The 16,205-nt window shown below is 63.6% G+C and carries 15 protein-coding genes and 1 pseudogene; 11 read left to right on the top strand and 5 right to left on the bottom strand.

The window, feature by feature from the left end; genetic code table 11:
* A pseudogene (locus tag KKO72_RS08380) lies at positions 1 to 2,897 on the bottom strand (hypothetical protein); the annotation flags it as partial.
* Positions 2,898 to 2,957: 60 nt separating this feature from the next.
* Positions 2,958 to 3,791, bottom strand: a complete 834-nt coding sequence (locus KKO72_RS08375) for a caspase family protein (RefSeq protein ID WP_214937281.1) — start codon at positions 3,789 to 3,791, stop codon at positions 2,958 to 2,960.
* 531 nt (positions 3,792 to 4,322) lie between these two features.
* Here KKO72_RS08375 and KKO72_RS08370 point away from each other — a divergent pair.
* Together KKO72_RS08370 and KKO72_RS08365 are read left to right on the top strand one after the other, a co-directional pair.
* Positions 4,323 to 5,918, top strand: a complete 1,596-nt coding sequence (locus KKO72_RS08370; RefSeq protein WP_214937279.1) for a methyl-accepting chemotaxis protein — start codon at positions 4,323 to 4,325, stop codon at positions 5,916 to 5,918.
* 46 nt (positions 5,919 to 5,964) lie between these two features.
* Positions 5,965 to 6,360, top strand: a complete 396-nt coding sequence (locus KKO72_RS08365; protein ID WP_214937277.1) for a VOC family protein — start codon at positions 5,965 to 5,967, stop codon at positions 6,358 to 6,360.
* Positions 6,361 to 6,388: 28 nt separating this feature from the next.
* On the opposite strand, the gene KKO72_RS21255 is transcribed toward KKO72_RS08365, so the two are convergent.
* Together KKO72_RS21255 and KKO72_RS08355 are read right to left on the bottom strand one after the other, a co-directional pair.
* Complete coding sequence (locus KKO72_RS21255) at positions 6,389 to 6,688, bottom strand: flagellar basal body protein (protein ID WP_214937275.1); 300 nt, start codon at positions 6,686 to 6,688, stop codon at positions 6,389 to 6,391.
* Between the two features lie 46 nt (positions 6,689 to 6,734).
* A complete protein-coding gene (locus tag KKO72_RS08355; protein ID WP_214937273.1) occupies positions 6,735 to 8,087 on the bottom strand; it encodes an SPOR domain-containing protein in 1,353 nt (450 codons plus the stop codon).
* Between the two features lie 101 nt (positions 8,088 to 8,188).
* On the opposite strand from KKO72_RS08355, the gene KKO72_RS08350 reads away from it, so the two are divergent.
* The 7 genes from KKO72_RS08350 to rhtB all read left to right on the top strand — a co-directional run bounded on the left by KKO72_RS08350 (position 8,189) and on the right by rhtB (position 13,905).
* The gene (locus KKO72_RS08350) at positions 8,189 to 8,794 is read left to right on the top strand and encodes a hypothetical protein (RefSeq protein WP_214937271.1); all 606 of its coding nucleotides are present in this window, start codon (positions 8,189 to 8,191) and stop codon (positions 8,792 to 8,794) included.
* Positions 8,795 to 9,052: a hypothetical protein gene (locus KKO72_RS08345; protein WP_251140534.1), complete on the top strand. Its 258-nt coding sequence runs from the start codon at positions 8,795 to 8,797 to the stop codon at positions 9,050 to 9,052. It begins immediately after the preceding gene.
* 14 nt (positions 9,053 to 9,066) lie between these two features.
* Complete coding sequence (gene pyrC, locus KKO72_RS08340; protein ID WP_214937269.1) at positions 9,067 to 10,113, top strand: dihydroorotase; 1,047 nt, start codon at positions 9,067 to 9,069, stop codon at positions 10,111 to 10,113.
* Between the two features lie 44 nt (positions 10,114 to 10,157).
* Positions 10,158 to 11,036 (top strand): NYN domain-containing protein, encoded by an 879-nt coding sequence (locus KKO72_RS08335; RefSeq protein ID WP_214937267.1) that lies wholly within the window; start codon positions 10,158 to 10,160, stop codon positions 11,034 to 11,036.
* Positions 11,036 to 11,809: a DUF3025 domain-containing protein gene (locus tag KKO72_RS08330; protein ID WP_214937298.1), complete on the top strand. Its 774-nt coding sequence runs from the start codon at positions 11,036 to 11,038 to the stop codon at positions 11,807 to 11,809. The genes KKO72_RS08335 and KKO72_RS08330 overlap by 1 nt, the downstream gene beginning before the upstream one ends.
* A 118-nt stretch (positions 11,810 to 11,927) precedes the next feature.
* Positions 11,928 to 12,803, top strand: a complete 876-nt coding sequence (htpX, locus tag KKO72_RS08325; protein ID WP_214937266.1) for a protease HtpX — start codon at positions 11,928 to 11,930, stop codon at positions 12,801 to 12,803.
* Between the two features lie 472 nt (positions 12,804 to 13,275).
* Positions 13,276 to 13,905, top strand: a complete 630-nt coding sequence (rhtB, locus tag KKO72_RS08320; RefSeq protein ID WP_214937264.1) for a homoserine/homoserine lactone efflux protein — start codon at positions 13,276 to 13,278, stop codon at positions 13,903 to 13,905.
* A 72-nt stretch (positions 13,906 to 13,977) separates the two neighbouring features.
* Here the strand turns inward: rhtB and KKO72_RS08315 are convergent, their stop codons facing one another.
* Positions 13,978 to 15,012 (bottom strand): LacI family DNA-binding transcriptional regulator, encoded by a 1,035-nt coding sequence (locus tag KKO72_RS08315; protein ID WP_214937262.1) that lies wholly within the window; start codon positions 15,010 to 15,012, stop codon positions 13,978 to 13,980.
* A 177-nt stretch (positions 15,013 to 15,189) separates the two neighbouring features.
* Between KKO72_RS08315 and KKO72_RS08310 the strand changes: the two genes are divergently transcribed.
* Both KKO72_RS08310 and KKO72_RS08305 read left to right on the top strand, forming a co-directional pair.
* The gene (locus KKO72_RS08310; RefSeq protein ID WP_214937260.1) at positions 15,190 to 15,693 is read left to right on the top strand and encodes a gluconokinase; all 504 of its coding nucleotides are present in this window, start codon (positions 15,190 to 15,192) and stop codon (positions 15,691 to 15,693) included.
* On the top strand, positions 15,690 to 16,202 hold the full coding sequence (locus tag KKO72_RS08305; protein WP_214937258.1) for a TRAP transporter small permease: 513 nt from the start codon (positions 15,690 to 15,692) through the stop codon (positions 16,200 to 16,202). The genes KKO72_RS08310 and KKO72_RS08305 overlap by 4 nt, the downstream gene beginning before the upstream one ends.
* Positions 16,203 to 16,205 lie beyond the last annotated feature (3 nt).

Here is a 16,205-nt window from a genome sequence, read left to right as displayed (position 1 = left end):
GGGTAAATGCCCAGATCGAGCCGCCGCGTCAGCGCACCGCCCAGCTGGCGGTCCAGCACCGCCTCGGCGCTGACCACGGTGTCACCCTGGTAGTGGCCCACCAGCACCGGGTGGCGCGCGTAGGCCAGGTTGCCGTGGCGGATGGCGACCTCGATGGGAGGCAGCGCCGCCTCCGAAGCGGCTTGGGGCGCCAGTGCCTGGCCAGACCAGCCCAGGCCGCTGATGTCACCCGGCGCGGGGATACCGTCCACCGGCGGTGTGTCGGGCAGCACAAAACGCTCCTCACCCGCTGCGCCACGCCAGCGCGCTGGGGGTGTGCTGGGCAGCAGCCGGGTCTGGCCGTTGACCAGCAGGTCCAGGTAACCGGGGAAGGCCCGGGGCTGGGCACACAAGGCATCGTGTGCGGTGTCTTCGGCGTACCAGGTGGGCACACCGGGCAGGCAGCCCGACTGCCAGCTCACCGTGCCATCGCCCTCGTGGGTGGCGATGAACTGCAGGCGCTTCTGCTCAGGCCGCCACCAGGAGGGGCCAGCGCTGAGCTGGTAGTCGATCACCGTGCTGGGCTGGCAGCCCGCCACGTACACCATATGTTGCGGGTCGGGCGGTGCACTGCGCAGCAACTGCCAGGTGGTGGCGGCTTCCTGCAGCGCGGCGGTGGGTGCGGTGGCCCAGCTGGCGCGAATGGCCTGGCGCAGCTTGTCCCAGCGGCTGGTGTCGGCAAAGTCGGGGTCGTTCGGGGCAAAGGGCAGCAGCTCCAGCAGGCCCGGGTAACGCGACACCAGGCCAATGATCTGGTCAGTGTTCTGGGTGATGTCGAGCAGCGTGAGTTTGGTCTGGGTCGGGTTGAAGCCGGTCAGCCAGCGCACCGCCTCGTACGAGCCCAGGTTGGGGGTGCCGAGCATCAGAAACCGTGCGCCGGGCAGGCGGGTGATGCGCTGCCACACTGCGCTGCCCAGGCCGCCGTCGGCGATCATGGCGCGCACCACCAGGCCCCCCATCGAATGGGCCACCAGGCGCAGCGGCTGGCCACTGCGCTCGGCCTGGGCCAGCAGCGGCTCCAGCGTGCTGGCCAGGCGGGCGGCGGCCTGACGCACCGAGTGGCGCCAGTCGTAGGGGAACAGCTCCACCTGGTGGCTGCGTGCCAGAAACTCGACCAGCGGGCCATAAAAGTCGTCGACCAGCCCCACCGGGCTGATGCCAGGCCGGTCCATGGCCAGGCGTTTCAGGCCGCCTTTGAGCAGCGTCCAGTAGTCCAGCCACACGGTGTCGTCTTGCACCCGCAGCTGACTGCCCATGGTGCCGGGCAGCAGCACCACCATCGGGCGCGGTTTGTTGGGGCTGCTGCGGCTGCGTGTTGCGGCGGCCTGGCAGCGCGGGGCAGCGGGTGGAGGGGTGGTGAGTGGCAGAAACCCACCACTGTCGGCGTCGCTGCGGCCCAGCGCTGCGCCCAGCCAGCGGATGCTGGCCTCGTTGCTGAAATAACGGAAGTGGTTGACCTTGGGGCCGCTGTCCTGGCGGAAACGCGCACCGGGCGCTTGGCGCGTCAGACCACCCCCCATGGACGCCGTGTCCACCACCAGGTCGTGCTCGTTTTTGTAAAACCAGTCGCTGGCCAGCACCTTGAGGGTGTTCCACAGGCCGTCACCGGGCTCGATGTCACCGGCGATCACACTCAGGTCGGCACTGGTCACCAACTCGGGCACACCGTTGAGCAGCCGGGTCAGCGCCGAGCCGGGCACCATGGCCTCGATGCCGGGCAGGGTGCGTGGGTCGGTGCGCTCTTTCACCACCGCCAGCAGGAAATCCAGGCTGTCACCAAACAGGCCGTTGCCGGTGGCCGCGTTCACCAGGTAGTCCAGCACCGAGAGCCAACGGTCCAACCGACCCGAGGCCAGGGTGGTGCCACGTGCCGGGCAGGCCACACGGGCAAAACGGGTGACGCGTAACTGTTTCTGGGCCAGCAGCGCCACCAGCTCCAGCAGGTGCTGGCGGTCGGCGTTGTAGTCGGCATCACGCGCCTGGGCCTCGGTGTCAGACAGCGGCGAGAGCCCCAGTTGTGGGGCGATGCTGCGGTCGGCAGCAAACAGCTGTTGCACCTTGTCCGGGGTCAGCAGTTGCTCCAGCTTGGGGCAGCCTGAGAGGGCCAGCAGCTCACCCACCAGGCCACCGCGTGAATGGCTCACCAGGTGCAGCTCGGCGCCGCTGGGCAGGCGTTTGACCAGGGCCAACGCGTTCTGGATCGGGCTCTCGGTCAGGCTGCGGTGTTCCAGCGCCAACACCCGCTCACCATACACCGGTGCCAAGGATTGGCGCAGACGCGCCGCTTCGCTCGCGCCCGGTTCCCACAGCTTGCCAAAACTGCCCGCTGTGCTGGAGGCCGTGCCATGTAAAAACACCAGCAGCGGGCCCTGGTTGGACGGGATGGGGCTGGTGTTGGGCAGGCTGCGCAGTGTCAGATCGCCGCTGAGGTCCAGCTGGTACAGGCCGGGCGGGTGGTCACCCAGCAGCTTTTGTTCAAAGTGTTGACCCAGTTTGCGGGCGGATTTTTCCGCCAGGTCCAGGCCAAAAAAATCCAGCACGCGGATGGCCAGGCCGAGCAGTCCACGTTCACCCCCGCTGCTGGTGCGTGGTGTCAGGCGCGAGAACTCCCAGGCGGCACCCGCGTCGCGGCTGGGCAAGGCGCCATACTCGTGCGTCAGGTCATCCACCCGGCTCCAGAGGACAAATCCGTTGTCCAGCTCCACCCGCACCACGGTGTTGCCCGCCACCTCGATCTGGTCACCGGCACCGTCACGTGCGGCACCGGGGATCAGCCGGTGGCTGGGTGCCATCCCCCCGAAACGTGGCGCGCGGGTGTCACTTAGGGTGCCGCGGATCTTGTACAGCTGCTCTGCCATGGGATGCTCCTGCCAGATGGAACACAACCGGAGCCGCACGCGCGACACCGGCGCGGGAACTTACGCAAAAACCTTGCTTTTCCGGGCTGTGTCACTGCCCACAATTTGGGGCGACTGCGGGTAACTGGCCGAGGGCAGGTATTTGAGGATGGCTTTGTGCCAGTCGGCGTAGCTGGCTTCTGGTTTGAGCGTTTTGAGGGCTTTGAGCGCGTAGTAGGTGAAGGCCCCGTTGTAGCGGCCCTGGATGTGCGCGTCATAACTGAAGTTGTTGGGGCCTTCTTTGCAGCCCGACAAAAGCAAGTCACCCAGCAGCCGTGAATAAGCCCCCAGCAGCGGGGAGGCGCCCGCCGGTGCCAGCACAGTGGCTGCCAGTTTGCCCGCGCGGTTTTTGGGCAAATCTTTGGCCGGCAACCAGTTGCCCATCGGCATGAAGCGTGGCCGGGTGTCGGCACCGGGCTCCGCCTTGGCGGCACGGGTCACGGTACCGGAGTGGCAGCTGTCGGCAATCAAGACCAGGCGAACACCGGGCTTGCGCGCGGCAAACAGGGTTTTGATTTCGTCGTCGGTCAAGGCCGCGCCCTTGGTCTGCAGGTCATACGGGCACAGGGCTTCATCGAGCCCGTCGGCCTCGTCACCATCGGTGTCGGGCTGGTAGGTGCCATGGCCCGAGAAGGTGATCACTAGGCTGTCGTTTTTGCTGGCCTTGCTGATCAGGCTGCTCAAAGCCGCCACCATCGCGGCCTTGGTGGCCTGGTCGTCGAGCAGTTTGCTGACCCCAAAGCCGCGTGCGCCCAAGGTGTCCGCCCAGTCGTTGGCGTCGTTGACACAGCCCTGCAGGTCCATGTGGGTGCCGGGGTAGTTGTTGATGCCGATACACAGTGCCTTCTTGGCCATGATGACGCTCCTTGGTGGGACAGGTTGAACAAACGGGCAGGCTTGACTCTCCAGATCTTCAGAGGAATAACAACGGCAAAAAAACCAACGAGGGGGAGGCCGACGGGTGCGCAGCGTGGCAAGTGCCAGTCGGTGTCGCTCGAGCGACTTGTGTTTGTGGGGGCAAGAAATTCTAGCGATGCAGCTTGAAAATCGGTAACTTTTTGATGTGGATCAAGGTGGATGTGCAGCACAACAACTGTCAAGGCGGCCTGCACCGTCAGACAACAATACGCAGCCCTGCGGCCTTGCCCCCAAGCAAGACGAGTCAAGTGAGTGCAAGCCTTTTGGGTTTCTGGCCCTTGTATCAATTGGTCTTGACGCTACTGATATGGTAGTATTTCTCACAGATGGCAGTACACCACTACGGACGCTTGTCGGGTGAGCTGCGGTGTGGCGAGGGCCGTGTTGCATCTGTTTGCCGCACCCAAAATCATCCAGAGACGCCATCAGGTCGCCAGGTGTTTTTTACTTTTTCAGGAGCGTGTCCCAATGCATTTTTTCCACCACTTGCGCCTGTCGCAAAAACTCTACGGCCTGGTGTCCTTTTTTCTGCTGGCCCTGGTGCTGGCGAGTGCAATTGGCATCTGGCAGATGAAGCAGCTCAGCGACGAGCAGCGCCTGATGTACACCGAAACCGTGGTGCCGCTGCGCAAGGTGGTGGATGCTGGCCGGCAGGCGGCGGTGCACTTTCGGCGCATGTATCCCTACATCCTGAAGACCGACCCGAAGTCGCGTGAGGAAACCACCGGGCTCAATGGCAGCTCCGAAAAAGACGTGCTGGGTGCCATCGAGTTCCTGCGCAAGGAGGCCCCCACCGACGAGTTGCATGCGTTGGGTGACAAGCTGGCCGACAAGTGGGCGCAGTACAAAGGCTCGGTGCAAAAACTCTACGCAGCCGCTGACGCGGGCGATGCAGATGGCGCCATGGAAGAGCTCAAAGTCGCCACCGACCCGCTGCATGTGGAGGTGCGCAACCTGCTGATCGAGGCCGGTAAAAAGCAGGAAAGTTATTCCAAAGACGCCACCGAACGTGTTGCCGCAGCGGTGGACCGCAGCGCCAACATCATCATGGGCATCATGGCGTTGGCGATTGTGATGGGCATCGGTTTTGGTGTTGCGGTGATCCGCTCGGTGCAAAAGCAGCTCGGCGGTGACCCGGCCGATGCGGTGGACGCGGTGGCCCGGGTGTCGGGTGGTGATCTCGCTACCCGGGTGAATGTCAGCGCTGCGGATCAGAGCAGCCTGATGGCCCAGCTTGAAAAAATGCGCCTGGGCCTGGCAGACACCTTCAAGTCGGTGCGCCACTCGGCCCAGACGGTGTCACAAGCTACCCACGAAATTTCCTCAGGCACCAACGACCTGTCGGCGCGCACAGAGCGCCAGGCGGCAGCATTGGAGGAGACCTCATCTTCGATGGAAGAGTTGGGCTCCAGCGCCTCACAAAACGCCGACAGCGCGCAGACCGCGCACCAGCTCGCAGGCCAGGCCTCGGCTGTGGCGAGTCAAGCCGGTGACATGGTGGCCCAGGTGATCCAGACCATGAAAGGCATCAATGACAGCAGCGACAAAATCGCCAACATCATTGGTGTGATCGACAGCATTGCGTTTCAGACCAACATCTTGGCTTTGAACGCGGCGGTGGAAGCCGCCCGCGCGGGTGAACAGGGCCGTGGTTTTGCGGTAGTGGCCTCTGAAGTGCGTTCACTGGCACATCGCAGTGCCGAGGCCGCCAAAGAGATCAAGGGCCTGATCGACACCAGCACCCACAACGTGGCCGAAGGCGCCACCGTGGTCAACAAAACCGGCGCAACCATGGCCGAGTTGGTGGACGCGATCCGCCGCGTCAGCGACCTGATTGGCGAGATTTCATCGGCCAGCAGCGAGCAAAGCCTGGGTGTGCAACAGGTGGGCCAAGCCGTGGCCCAGATGGACGAAGCCACCCAGCAAAACGCCGCCCTGGTGGAGGAAAGCGCCGCCTCGGTCGAATCCCTTAAAGAGCAGGCGCAGCAACTCGTGCACGCCATTTCGGTGTTCCGGCTCGGGGATGACAACACCCGTTCTCAGGCCGCACCGCGACTGAGCTGATCGGGCTGGACCAGCGCCCAACACCTTCCACCCGGAGTGCTCCACCATGTTCTCTCACATCTTTGTTGGCACCAACAACTTCGAGCGCGCTTTGGCCTTTTACCAGCCGCTGATGGAGGCGTTGGGGGTGCAGGTGCGGTTTGTTGAGGCTGATCGGCCTTGGGCCGGTTGGCAGTCGCAGCCCGACCCGAGGCCGCTGTTTTTACTGGGCAAGCCGTTTGACCAGCAGCCCCATGCGCCGGGCAACGGGCAGATGGTGGCGTTTCTGGCCAGCTGCCGGGCCATGGTGGATGCGGCCTACGCGGTCGCGCTGCAGCATGGTGGCAGTTCAGAGGGGGCGCCGGGTCTGCGCCCGCAGTACCACGCCAACTACTACGGGGCTTACTTTCGAGATCCGGATGGTAACAAGTTATGTGTGGCTTGCCACACCGCCGAGGACTGAGCTGTCCGCCAGTTGATGGTGCGCTGGCTCAGGCGTCGAGGTCGAGCAGGGCGCCTGCCATTTTGTTGCTGGTCTTGAACACCGCCAGATTCGCCAGGTAGGCGTGTGTGGCCTGCAATTGCGAGACCACGTCTTCCTCCAACGCTGCACCGGTTTGGGACGCTTTACCCACACTGGCCGACACACCGCCTTCGGATTGTTCGGTCAGCGTTACCTCTTGCCGCGTGAACCCGTCGGTGTTGAGGTTGGCCACGTTGTGCGCCGCCACATTGAGCTGGGTCTGGGCGGCGTTCATGCCCGAGAGGGAAATAGATGAGACAGAGGCCATGGCGTTTCCTGTGGCAAAGGGGGAGGGCGCCAATGTAATCACAAGCTCAGGGTTTGACAAGCGCCGCGTCCAGACCAAGGGCTTTGATTTTCTGGATGCTGGCCTCAGCCTGGGGCGTTTTGACATAAGGCCCGACCCGAATCCGCGTGCGTGGCCCTTGGCTGGTGTCGATCTCCTGTGCCGTGGCGGGCAAGCCTGCGGCCTGCAATTTGGCTAGTGCATTGCGCGCGTTGTCCGGGTTGGCAAACAGGCCAGCGTTGATGTAGAGGCCTTTGGTGGGCGGCGCTGCCTTGGTGACCTGACTGGCCTTGGCCGCCGTGGTTTTGGGGGCTTTGGCGCTGGCTACTTTGGCCACCGGTTTGGAGGCGCGAGCTGCGGGTTTGGAAGCCGCTCGGGCTGCCGGTTTGGACGCAGAGGGTGCCGCAGCCGAGCTGTGTACCGAGGCTGGCGCAGCGCTGCGACCCCGTGGCGCGCTGGCTGTGCGCTCCAAGGCCGAAGCCGCAGCTTGGGGCAAGGCGGATGCCACCAGCGCAGCTGAGGCTGGTGGCTGGGTGAATGTGGCCGGCAACACGGCGGGCACCGAAACCGGGGCCGATGCGGGCATTGCCGGGGGGGCAGAAGCAGCGGCAGACACCGCCGCAGACGCTGGTGTGGCACTGGCCGCCGAGGCAACTGGCGCCGCCAACAGAGCAGGCACCTCCAGCGGTGTCGAGGTCGCTGACGCAGGCGCCAGCGCGACCGATGCCGCTTGGCTGGCCGCAGGCGCAGCGGGTTCAATGGCACTGGCCGCCAGCGCAGGCGCGGGGGTGCTGTCTGGCACCGGGGTGTCGGTGCCGTCCCACCCCACCCAGCGCAGGTAAGCCAGCCCCGCCAGTGTCAGCAACAAGGCGTTGGCCAGCAGCAGCCGAATAAAACGCTGGCGCGTGCTGGCCTGCTGGCTGAGCTGGGCGCAGGCCTGCACCAGGGTCTTGTTGTCGGCCACTGCCGTCATCATGGCCTGGCGGCAGTGGTTGTAGAGCAGGGCGTTGCCCCACAGGCCGCTGGCCAGCATGCTAAAGCCCAAGCAAGCCAGCAACAGCTGGTAGAGCAGCTCGTGGGGCCAATCCAACACCAACAGACCCAGCGCCACCAGCAGCACCGCGCTGCCCAGCAGAGCCCCTGCAAACACCAGCGCCGGGCCCCACAAGCGCCGGAAAATCATCCAGTTGATGGTGTACAGGCAGGCCGACAGGTTCCACGACAAGGTGGCTTGACCGGCGGCTTCAAAGCGGCTGAAGATGGGAAGGTAATAATCCTTGCCAATCGGGCCAACCGCCGCGCCGTACAGCGTGGTCATCGCCATGGTGGGCGAGCTGTCCAGCGAGACGGTGTCTTGGGCACGGGTGATGGGTTCGGGCATGGTTTATTTTGGCATGGGCACCCTTGGCTGGGTAGGGTCTTTGCAAACTATTGATTAAATAGCAACAAGCGCATACAGAACGAGGGGCAGCGTACTTTTTTATGGATATTTTTATTTCGGTCTTCATCATTGGTTTTGGCCTGAATTCGTTCACCCAGCGTGACCAGCAGGTGCGTATTGCCCTGCTTGGCGCCTACCTGGCCAAATTCCAGATCGAGAAGCTGATGGAGAGCCTGCTGCAGGGCTATTTGCGCGCCCTGGGTGAACCCGATGCACAGCGCCGAGCCGCTATCTGGAGCATGCTCGAGCCCGCCGAGACCGAGCTGTGCAATCAGTTCAACGCTTTTGTGCTGTCCTTCTCCAAAGTGCCCGAACCCCAGGCGCGCATCAGCAAGCTGCCGTTTGCTCTGCCTTACATCACCAAATGGCTGCCGGGCTACACCTTTGACGCCCGCAAGGCGCTGAGCCTGCACGCCCACGCCATCACCCAGGCGGCCAGCCCGCAGCCTGGCCTGAGCCAGAAAGACAAGGCCTTCACCTTGATAGCCGAGCTGTTCCTGATGCAACACACCTGCCACTGGTTTTGCCGTTCGCGCATGGTGGCATCCGCCCGCCTGTTGTCGCAGCACAAAAGCCCGTACCCGCAGGTGCTGCGCTCGGTCGCATCGTCCACGCGCGAGGCTTATCGCGCCCTGGTCGGGGTGTAAATGCCTGCGCCCAAGCTCTGGGGCCGGATCAAGGCCGCGTGCCTGGGCAGCCCACCGGTCCTGACCGATGTGCAGCGGGCCCAGGCGCTGATCGCGGCGATTGATGCCGGTGGCATCCCGCTCAACGCGGCCCGCATCAACGCCATTGCCCGCAGCCTCGGACTGGAGGTGTCGACCCACGCCCCGGTCAACGACACCCTGGCCCGCATCCGACTGGCGCTGCAGCGTGTGACACCGCCAGACTCCCCCAAGCTTTGATGACAATACCCACCATGACATCCTCACCCATCCAGACCCTCACCCTGACCCGCCCCGACGACTGGCACCTGCATGTGCGTGATGGTGACGCGCTGGCCACCGTGGTGCCCCACACGGCCGCCCAGTTTGGCCGTGCCATCATCATGCCCAACCTGCGCCCACCAGTGACCACCACTGAAGCCGCGTTGGCCTACAAAGCGCGTATCCAGGCCGCCGTGCCGCCGGGTGTGGCCTTTGAGCCGTTGATGACGCTCTACCTCACCGACAAGCTGCCCGCCGACGAGATCCAGCGTGCCAAAGACGCTGGTGTGGTCGCCGCCAAACTCTACCCAGCCGGTGCCACCACCAACAGCGATGCCGGTGTGACCGACCTCAAGAAGATCTACAAAACCTTGGAGGCCATGCAACGCGCTGGCCTGCTGCTGCTAGTGCATGGCGAAGTCACCTCGTCCGAGATCGACCTGTTTGACCGCGAGGCGGTGTTCATCGACCAGCAACTGATCCCGCTGCGCCGCGATTTCCCCGAACTGAAGATCGTTTTTGAGCACATCACCACGCGTGAAGCCGCGCAGTATGTGCAAGAGAGCGACCACTTCCTGGGCTCCACCCTCACCGCACACCACCTGCTCTACAACCGCAATGCCATCTTCACCGGCGGCATCCGGCCACACTACTACTGCCTGCCGGTGCTGAAGCGTGAAACCCATCGCCAAGCCCTGTTGGCCGCGGCGACCAGCGGCAACCCGAAATTTTTCCTGGGTACCGACAGCGCGCCGCACGCGGTGCACCTCAAAGAACACGCCAGCGGCTGCGCCGGTTGTTACACCGCCCACGCGGCGATGGAGCTGTATGCGCAGGCATTTGATTCGGTGGGGGCGCTCGACAAACTTGAAGGCTTTGCCAGCTTTTTTGGCGCCGACTTCTACGGCCTGCCGCGTAACAGCGGCAGCATTACGCTGCAACGCGAAAGCTGGACACCGCCGACGAGTTTTGCCTTTGGCCAGGCCGAACTCAAACCCTTGGCCAGTGGTGAGGCGCTGGCCTGGCGGCTGGTGGCCTGAGCCACAGCGCACGCGCCAGAATTTCCCCAGCACAAGGAGTTGCCATGAATGTGTTCCTGATCGACGCCGACAACCTCAACTCGGGCGCCTGGGTGGACGAGGCCTTTCGTGTGCTGCAGGAAACAGAAGGCCCCTTGCCGGTGCGCCGCGCCTACGGCAGCGCGGAAAACCTGAAGTCGTTGGCTGACACCTTGTGTGCCTGGGCGGTACGCCCGTTTGTCAATTTGGCCTTGACCAAAAACACCACCGACATGGCCTTGGCCGTGGACGCGATGGAGCTGGCCTGCCAGAGCCCCACGCCCGGCCTGATCGTGATCGGCTCGGGGGATGCCGACTTCACGCCGCTGGTGGTGCGCCTGCGTGAGCGCGGCATCCGTGTGGTCTGTGTCTCTGAGCGCAGCAAGATGGGGCGTGAGGCTTTGCCCGCCTATGACCGGGTGATCCTGGTTGGGCCGGAGCAGGGCACCGCACCTTCTGCGCCTGCCCGCAAGACCGCGCGCAAAACAGCCGCCAAAACCAGCAGCCCGGCGGCCAGCCCCAAACCGGCGGCGGCCAAAACCCCCGCCAAAAAAGTGGCGGCCAAAACCAGCACACGCACCAAAGCGCAGCAGGAGCAGCCAGCCACCAGCCCGGTGCCCGTGCCACCACCTGCACCCGAGAAACCAGCGCCCCAACCTGCTGAAGGCGCGGCCCATGCCATGCCCTTGCTGGACCTGGCAGCCATTCTGGCGGCCGTACCTGCCTTGCAAACCGGGCAGGCTCAGCCGCTGGCGGCGGTGGCCAAGGCGCTGCTGGACGCCCGCTTGCGTGGCAAGAACATGACGGCCACCAAACTGCTCAAAAAGTTTCCCCAGCAGTTTGTGCTGGCCCCACCCGAAAAACCCAGAACGGTGCAGTACATCCCGGCACCGTCAGCGGCTTGATCGCCGACATCGACTGGGCCGCACCCTGGCTGGCCCCCTGGCGGCAACGGGGTGAGGCCATCGCGCAGCAGGTGTGCGCCGGTGTGGCCCAGCCCGAGGCGCTCAACACCGCCGCACAACAGCTCTGGCCAGCGCCAGATAGGCCCCCAGTGGGGTTTGTGCCACAGGCCAGCCTGCCCGCTGGCAAAGCCTACGAGCAGTATATTTTTGAGAGCGGACAATGCCCGACCCGCGAGGGCTTGCACGACTTTTTCAACGGATTGATGTGGCTGCACCTGCCCCGTACCAAAACCCGCCTGAACCAGTTGCAGGCGGCGCAGATCGAGCGCCTGGGCATCGCACCGGTGCGTGGCCCCGCGCGGGATGCCCTCACGCTGTTTGACGAAAACGTGGCGCTGCTGCGTGCGCCCGATGCCTTGTGGGACGCGCTGGTGGTCAAAGACTGGTCTGAGGTGTTTGGCACACTGCGCCCGCTGTGGCGCCAGTCCGGCCTGTGGCTGTTTGGTCACGCCCTGATGGAAAAACTGGTCGTCCCAAGAAAACCGACGACAGCCCATGTCTACCGGGTGTGTCCTGCTACGGACGACATAGCAACTCTGGACGCCTGGCTGGCAACCGATCTGAGCGCAGACAGGCTGGCTGAGAAACCTTTTGCCCATCTGCCGGTGCTGGGTGTGCCGGGCTGGTGGCCGGGCAATGAGGTGCCTGGTTTTTATGAGGATGCCTCGGTGTTCCGGGCGCCGCGCAGCGCAGCGGGCGTGGTCAACAAATAGCTAAACCGCATGTGGATTTGGCCATCGACTGGCTTGAATCCGTTCACTTCACCCTTACCATTTGCGCCATCACGCGGCAGATCCGCCGCAAAGCACACTGTTTTATCAAGAGGAAACCATGAAACGCATTCTTTTGTTTGTTCTCACCAACGTCCTTGTGGTGGCGGTGCTGGGCATTGTGGCCAGCCTGCTGGGCGTCAACCGCTTCCTGACCAGCAACGGCCTGAACCTGGGTGCTTTGCTGGGTTTTGCGCTGGTGATGGGTTTTGGCGGTGCGATCATTTCGTTGCTGATCAGCAAACCCATGGCCAAGTGGACTTCGGGCGTGCGGGTGATCAACCAGCCGTCCAATGCCGACGAGGCCTGGATTGTGGACACCGTGCGCAAGCTGTCTGAGAAAGCCGGTATCGGCATGCCCGAGGTCGGTATTTTTGAGGGTGCACCCAACGCTTTTGCCACCGGTGCGTTCAAGAATTCGGCCCTGGTGGCGGTCAGCACAGGCTTGCTGCAGGGCATGACACACGACGAAATCGAGGCCGTGATCGGCCATGAAATTGCCCACGTGGCCAACGGCGACATGGTCACCATGACCCTGATCCAGGGCGTGATGAACACCTTTGTGGTGTTCCTGAGCCGGGTGGTGGGTTCGCTGGTGGACAGCTTCCTGCGCAAGGGTGACCAGGAAAACACCGGCCCCGGCATTGGTTATTACGTGACCACCATCGTGCTCGACATCGTGCTGGGTTTTGCTGCTGCCATCGTAGTGGCTTGGTTCAGCCGTCACCGCGAGTTCCGTGCCGACGCGGGTTCTGCCCAGTTGCTGGGCCGCAAACAACCGATGATCAACGCGCTGGCGCGCCTTGGCAGTTTGCAGCCGGGTGAGTTGCCCAAGAGTGTGGCGGCTTTTGGTATTGCCGGTGGCATCGGGCAGCTGTTCTCGACCCACCCGCCGCTGGAAGAGCGTATTGCCGCGTTGCAAAACGCGCAGAGCTGATTTTTCACACGTTGAGTTTTGATTTTGGCGCCCCAATCAGGCACTGCCTGGTTGGGGCTTTTTTGTGCGCTGGTCACAAGACTCAGGACGACGCGGCACTCAGCTCCGCGGCTGTCCCCCGCCCTGCGGGCTCCTCCTTTATGCCGCTGCGCAGAATGCCACGCCGTCCTGAGTCAATCAGCGTGGTGGCCTTGCATGGGAACTCACCGTTTGACTTCCTGGACTGATGACTTGTGACGGCCTAGGGTGGCTGCGATCCGGCGATTGGGTCAAGCAGGGTTTCCGACGCCACTGGTTCCTGATGACATTGGGGTGGATGGCGCAGCGGCATCAAGGGGGAGCCCGCAGGGCAGAGGACAGCCGCGGAGCCATTCGCCCCAGTGTCATCAGAGCGCGCACCAGAGACCGTCCAAACCATGCCAAGACGAACCCAAGCCAAACCCAACTAAGCCATAACCGCTAGACTTGCCCCATGGAACTCTCAACCTGGCTTACCTTCTTCGCGGCCTCCTGGGCCATCAGCATCTCCCCCGGCCCGGGCGCCATTGCGTCCATGAGCGCGGGGCTCAACCACGGCTTCAAATATGGCTACGTCACGATATTTGGCCTGGTGCTGGGCATCTGGACGCAACTGCTGATTGTGGGCGTGGGGCTGGGTGCGCTGATGGCCACCTCACACACCGCGTTTGTGGTGGTCAAGTGGCTCGGTGTGGCTTACCTGGTGTGGCTGGGTATCCAGCAGTGGCGGGCACCGGCACGGCCCATGGTGGCGGCGTCCGACAGCGACGAGGTGGTAAGCCAGCGCAAGTTGATCCTCAAGGCCTGGATGATCAATGTGGTCAACCCCAAGGGTACGGTGTTTCTGCTGGCGGTGGTGCCTCAGTTCATCAGCACCGCTGAGCTCTTGCTGCCGCAGTACCTCATCATTGGCGCCACCCTGGCCTTCACCGACATGGTGGTGATGGCGGGTTACACCGCGCTGGCCTCACGGGTGCTGGGCGCGCTCAAGAAACCGGCCCACATCCGCGCCATGAACCGCACCTTTGGCAGCCTGTTTGTGCTGGCCGGGTCGCTGTTGGCGCTGTTCAAACGCTCGGCCTGAGTGTTACGTCTTTGATAGCTGCTGGCCCTTGATCTATAAGGGCTATAGGCCGATTTTCTATATATCCACCGGTCAAGTGCTGGCGCGCACCACCAGCCGGTAACCCAGATCGACACCAGGCGCGGCCACCGGTTCGCGGTTGATCAGTGCCACCAGCATATTGGCCGCCGCTGTGCCGATTTCGCTGCGTGGCGTGTGCACGGTGGTGAGCGCTGGCAACATCTGATCGCTGCCGGTCAGGTCGTTGAACCCGGCCATCGCCAACCGTTCTGGCACAGCCAGACCCAGGCGCAGGGCCGCCAGCAGGGCGCCCTGGGCCAAGTCGTCGTTGCAGAAAAAGATGGCATCCACCTCGGGCTGCGCCTGTAGGATCTGGGTCAACATCTCCCCACCCAGGGCCATGGAAGAGGGCGCGGGGTTGAGCCACTCCAGTTGCGGGTCATACAGCTGGGCCTGCTGCAGCTCGGTGCGCCAGCCCGCCAGCCGCTGGCGCGTGCGCGGGTCGAGCTGGGCGCCCGCAAAAGCGATGCGGCGTTTGCCGCGCGCCAGCAGGTGCCGGGTCATCTCGGCGCCCGCATCGGTTTGTGAAAACCCCACGCTGTAAACGCCTTCAGTGTTAGACACCTCCATCAGGTGCACACAGGGCACCCCACTGGTTGCCATCATCTGGCGGGTGGCTTCGTTGCGCTCAAACCCGGTGACCAGCAGGCCTGCCGGGCGGTGCTGAAGCAGCTCGCGCAGCAGGTGTTCCTCTTCGTTGGCGTCGTAATGCGTCACCCCCATCAGCATCTGGTAACCAGCCGGGCGCAGACTGCGCTGTACCGCCTCCAGCACATCGACAAACAAGGCGTTGCTCAGCAGCGGCACCAGCACCACCACCTGGGCGCTGTGGCGGGAGGCCAGGGCGCGCGCGGCCGGGTCGGGCACATAGCCCAGCTCCTTGACCGCCGCCTGCACCCGTGCTACCAGCAGCGCGTCCACCGCACGCTCTCCGCGCAGCGCGCGTGACACCGTGATCGGGCTGACCTGCGCCAGTTGCGCCACATCGGCCAGCGTGATACGACCGGTGGCGCGAGATCGGGGGCTGGTTTTTCTTGTGGAGGACATAGGGTAAGTACTAGGGTGCAAACAAAGTGCGTGGGACTAGGATAGCGCTATCCGAAGGTCGGAGTCAAGCCAGATGGCCCCCCCGCCCCTTGTTGTCAAGAGGCACGGTGAGGCAAGCGGGCAGTGACGCCACCTTTTTATTTGAATTCTTGGGATAGCGCTATCCAAACAACGATGATGAACATTTCAATTGTGATTATGGGTGTGGCCGGGTGTGGCAAGTCCAGCCTGGGCAGTGGTGTGGCGCAGGTGCTGCAGTTGCCGCTGGTGGAGGGGGATGACTTTCACAGCCTGGAGAGCCGTCAGAAGATGAGCCAGGGCGTGGCTCTGACCGACGCTGACCGTGCGGGCTGGCTGGACCGCTTGGGCGAGCAGCTGCGTCAGCAGCCCGGTGGCATTGTGCTGACCTGTTCGGCGCTCAAACAAGCCTACCGCGACCGGCTGCGCCAGGCCTCACCGGGCTTACGTTTTGCCTTTTTGCAGATCAGCCGCGAAGATGCTCAGGCGCGGGTGGGTTCGCGCGATGACCATTTTTTCTCAACCACGCTGGTCGACAGCCAATTTGCCACCTTGGAAGACCCCACGGGTGAACCCGGCGTGTTGACGCTGGACGCGGTCAAACCACTGTCCCAGCTGCAGGCAGAAGTCGCGGCTTGGATGGCCCACAAGGAGTTGACATGAGCCACGAGACCTCTGACACCCCGCCGGAAAGCCTGTTTCGGCGTCTGTGCAACAACCTGATGGCGATCTGCCTGGCCGTGATGGCTGTGTCGGTGTTTGTCAACGTGGTGCTGCGCTACGGTTTTGGCAGCGGTGTGGCGGCCAGCGAAGAGCTGTCACGGCTGCTGTTTGTCTGGATGGTGTTCATTGGCGCCACTGCGGCTTACCCGGCCGGTGAACACATGGCGTTCACCAGTCTGGTGGCGGGCTTGCGCACGCGGCCACGGGTGATGGCGGTTGTCACGGTGCTGATCCGTTTGCTGGTGTTGCTGGCTTGTGTGCTGATTGGTTGGGGCGCTTGGCAGCAGGTGGTGGTGGGGCTGGACAGCACCTCGGTGGTGTTGCGTTATCCCACGGCCTTGCTGCCTTTGCCGGCGTTTTTGTGTGCCACGGCCATCGGTGTGATGGTGCTGGTTGAGTTGATCAAATCAAAGCCGCTGGACCTCGGTCACGGTGCGGACGTGGAGTAAGAC

It is taken from the genome of Rhodoferax sp. U11-2br (assembly GCF_018619435.1).
GTDB lineage: Bacteria > Pseudomonadota > Gammaproteobacteria > Burkholderiales > Burkholderiaceae_C > Rhodoferax.
Note: the sequence above shows the minus strand (reverse complement) of the source record. Positions and strands in the feature narration are given on the sequence as shown.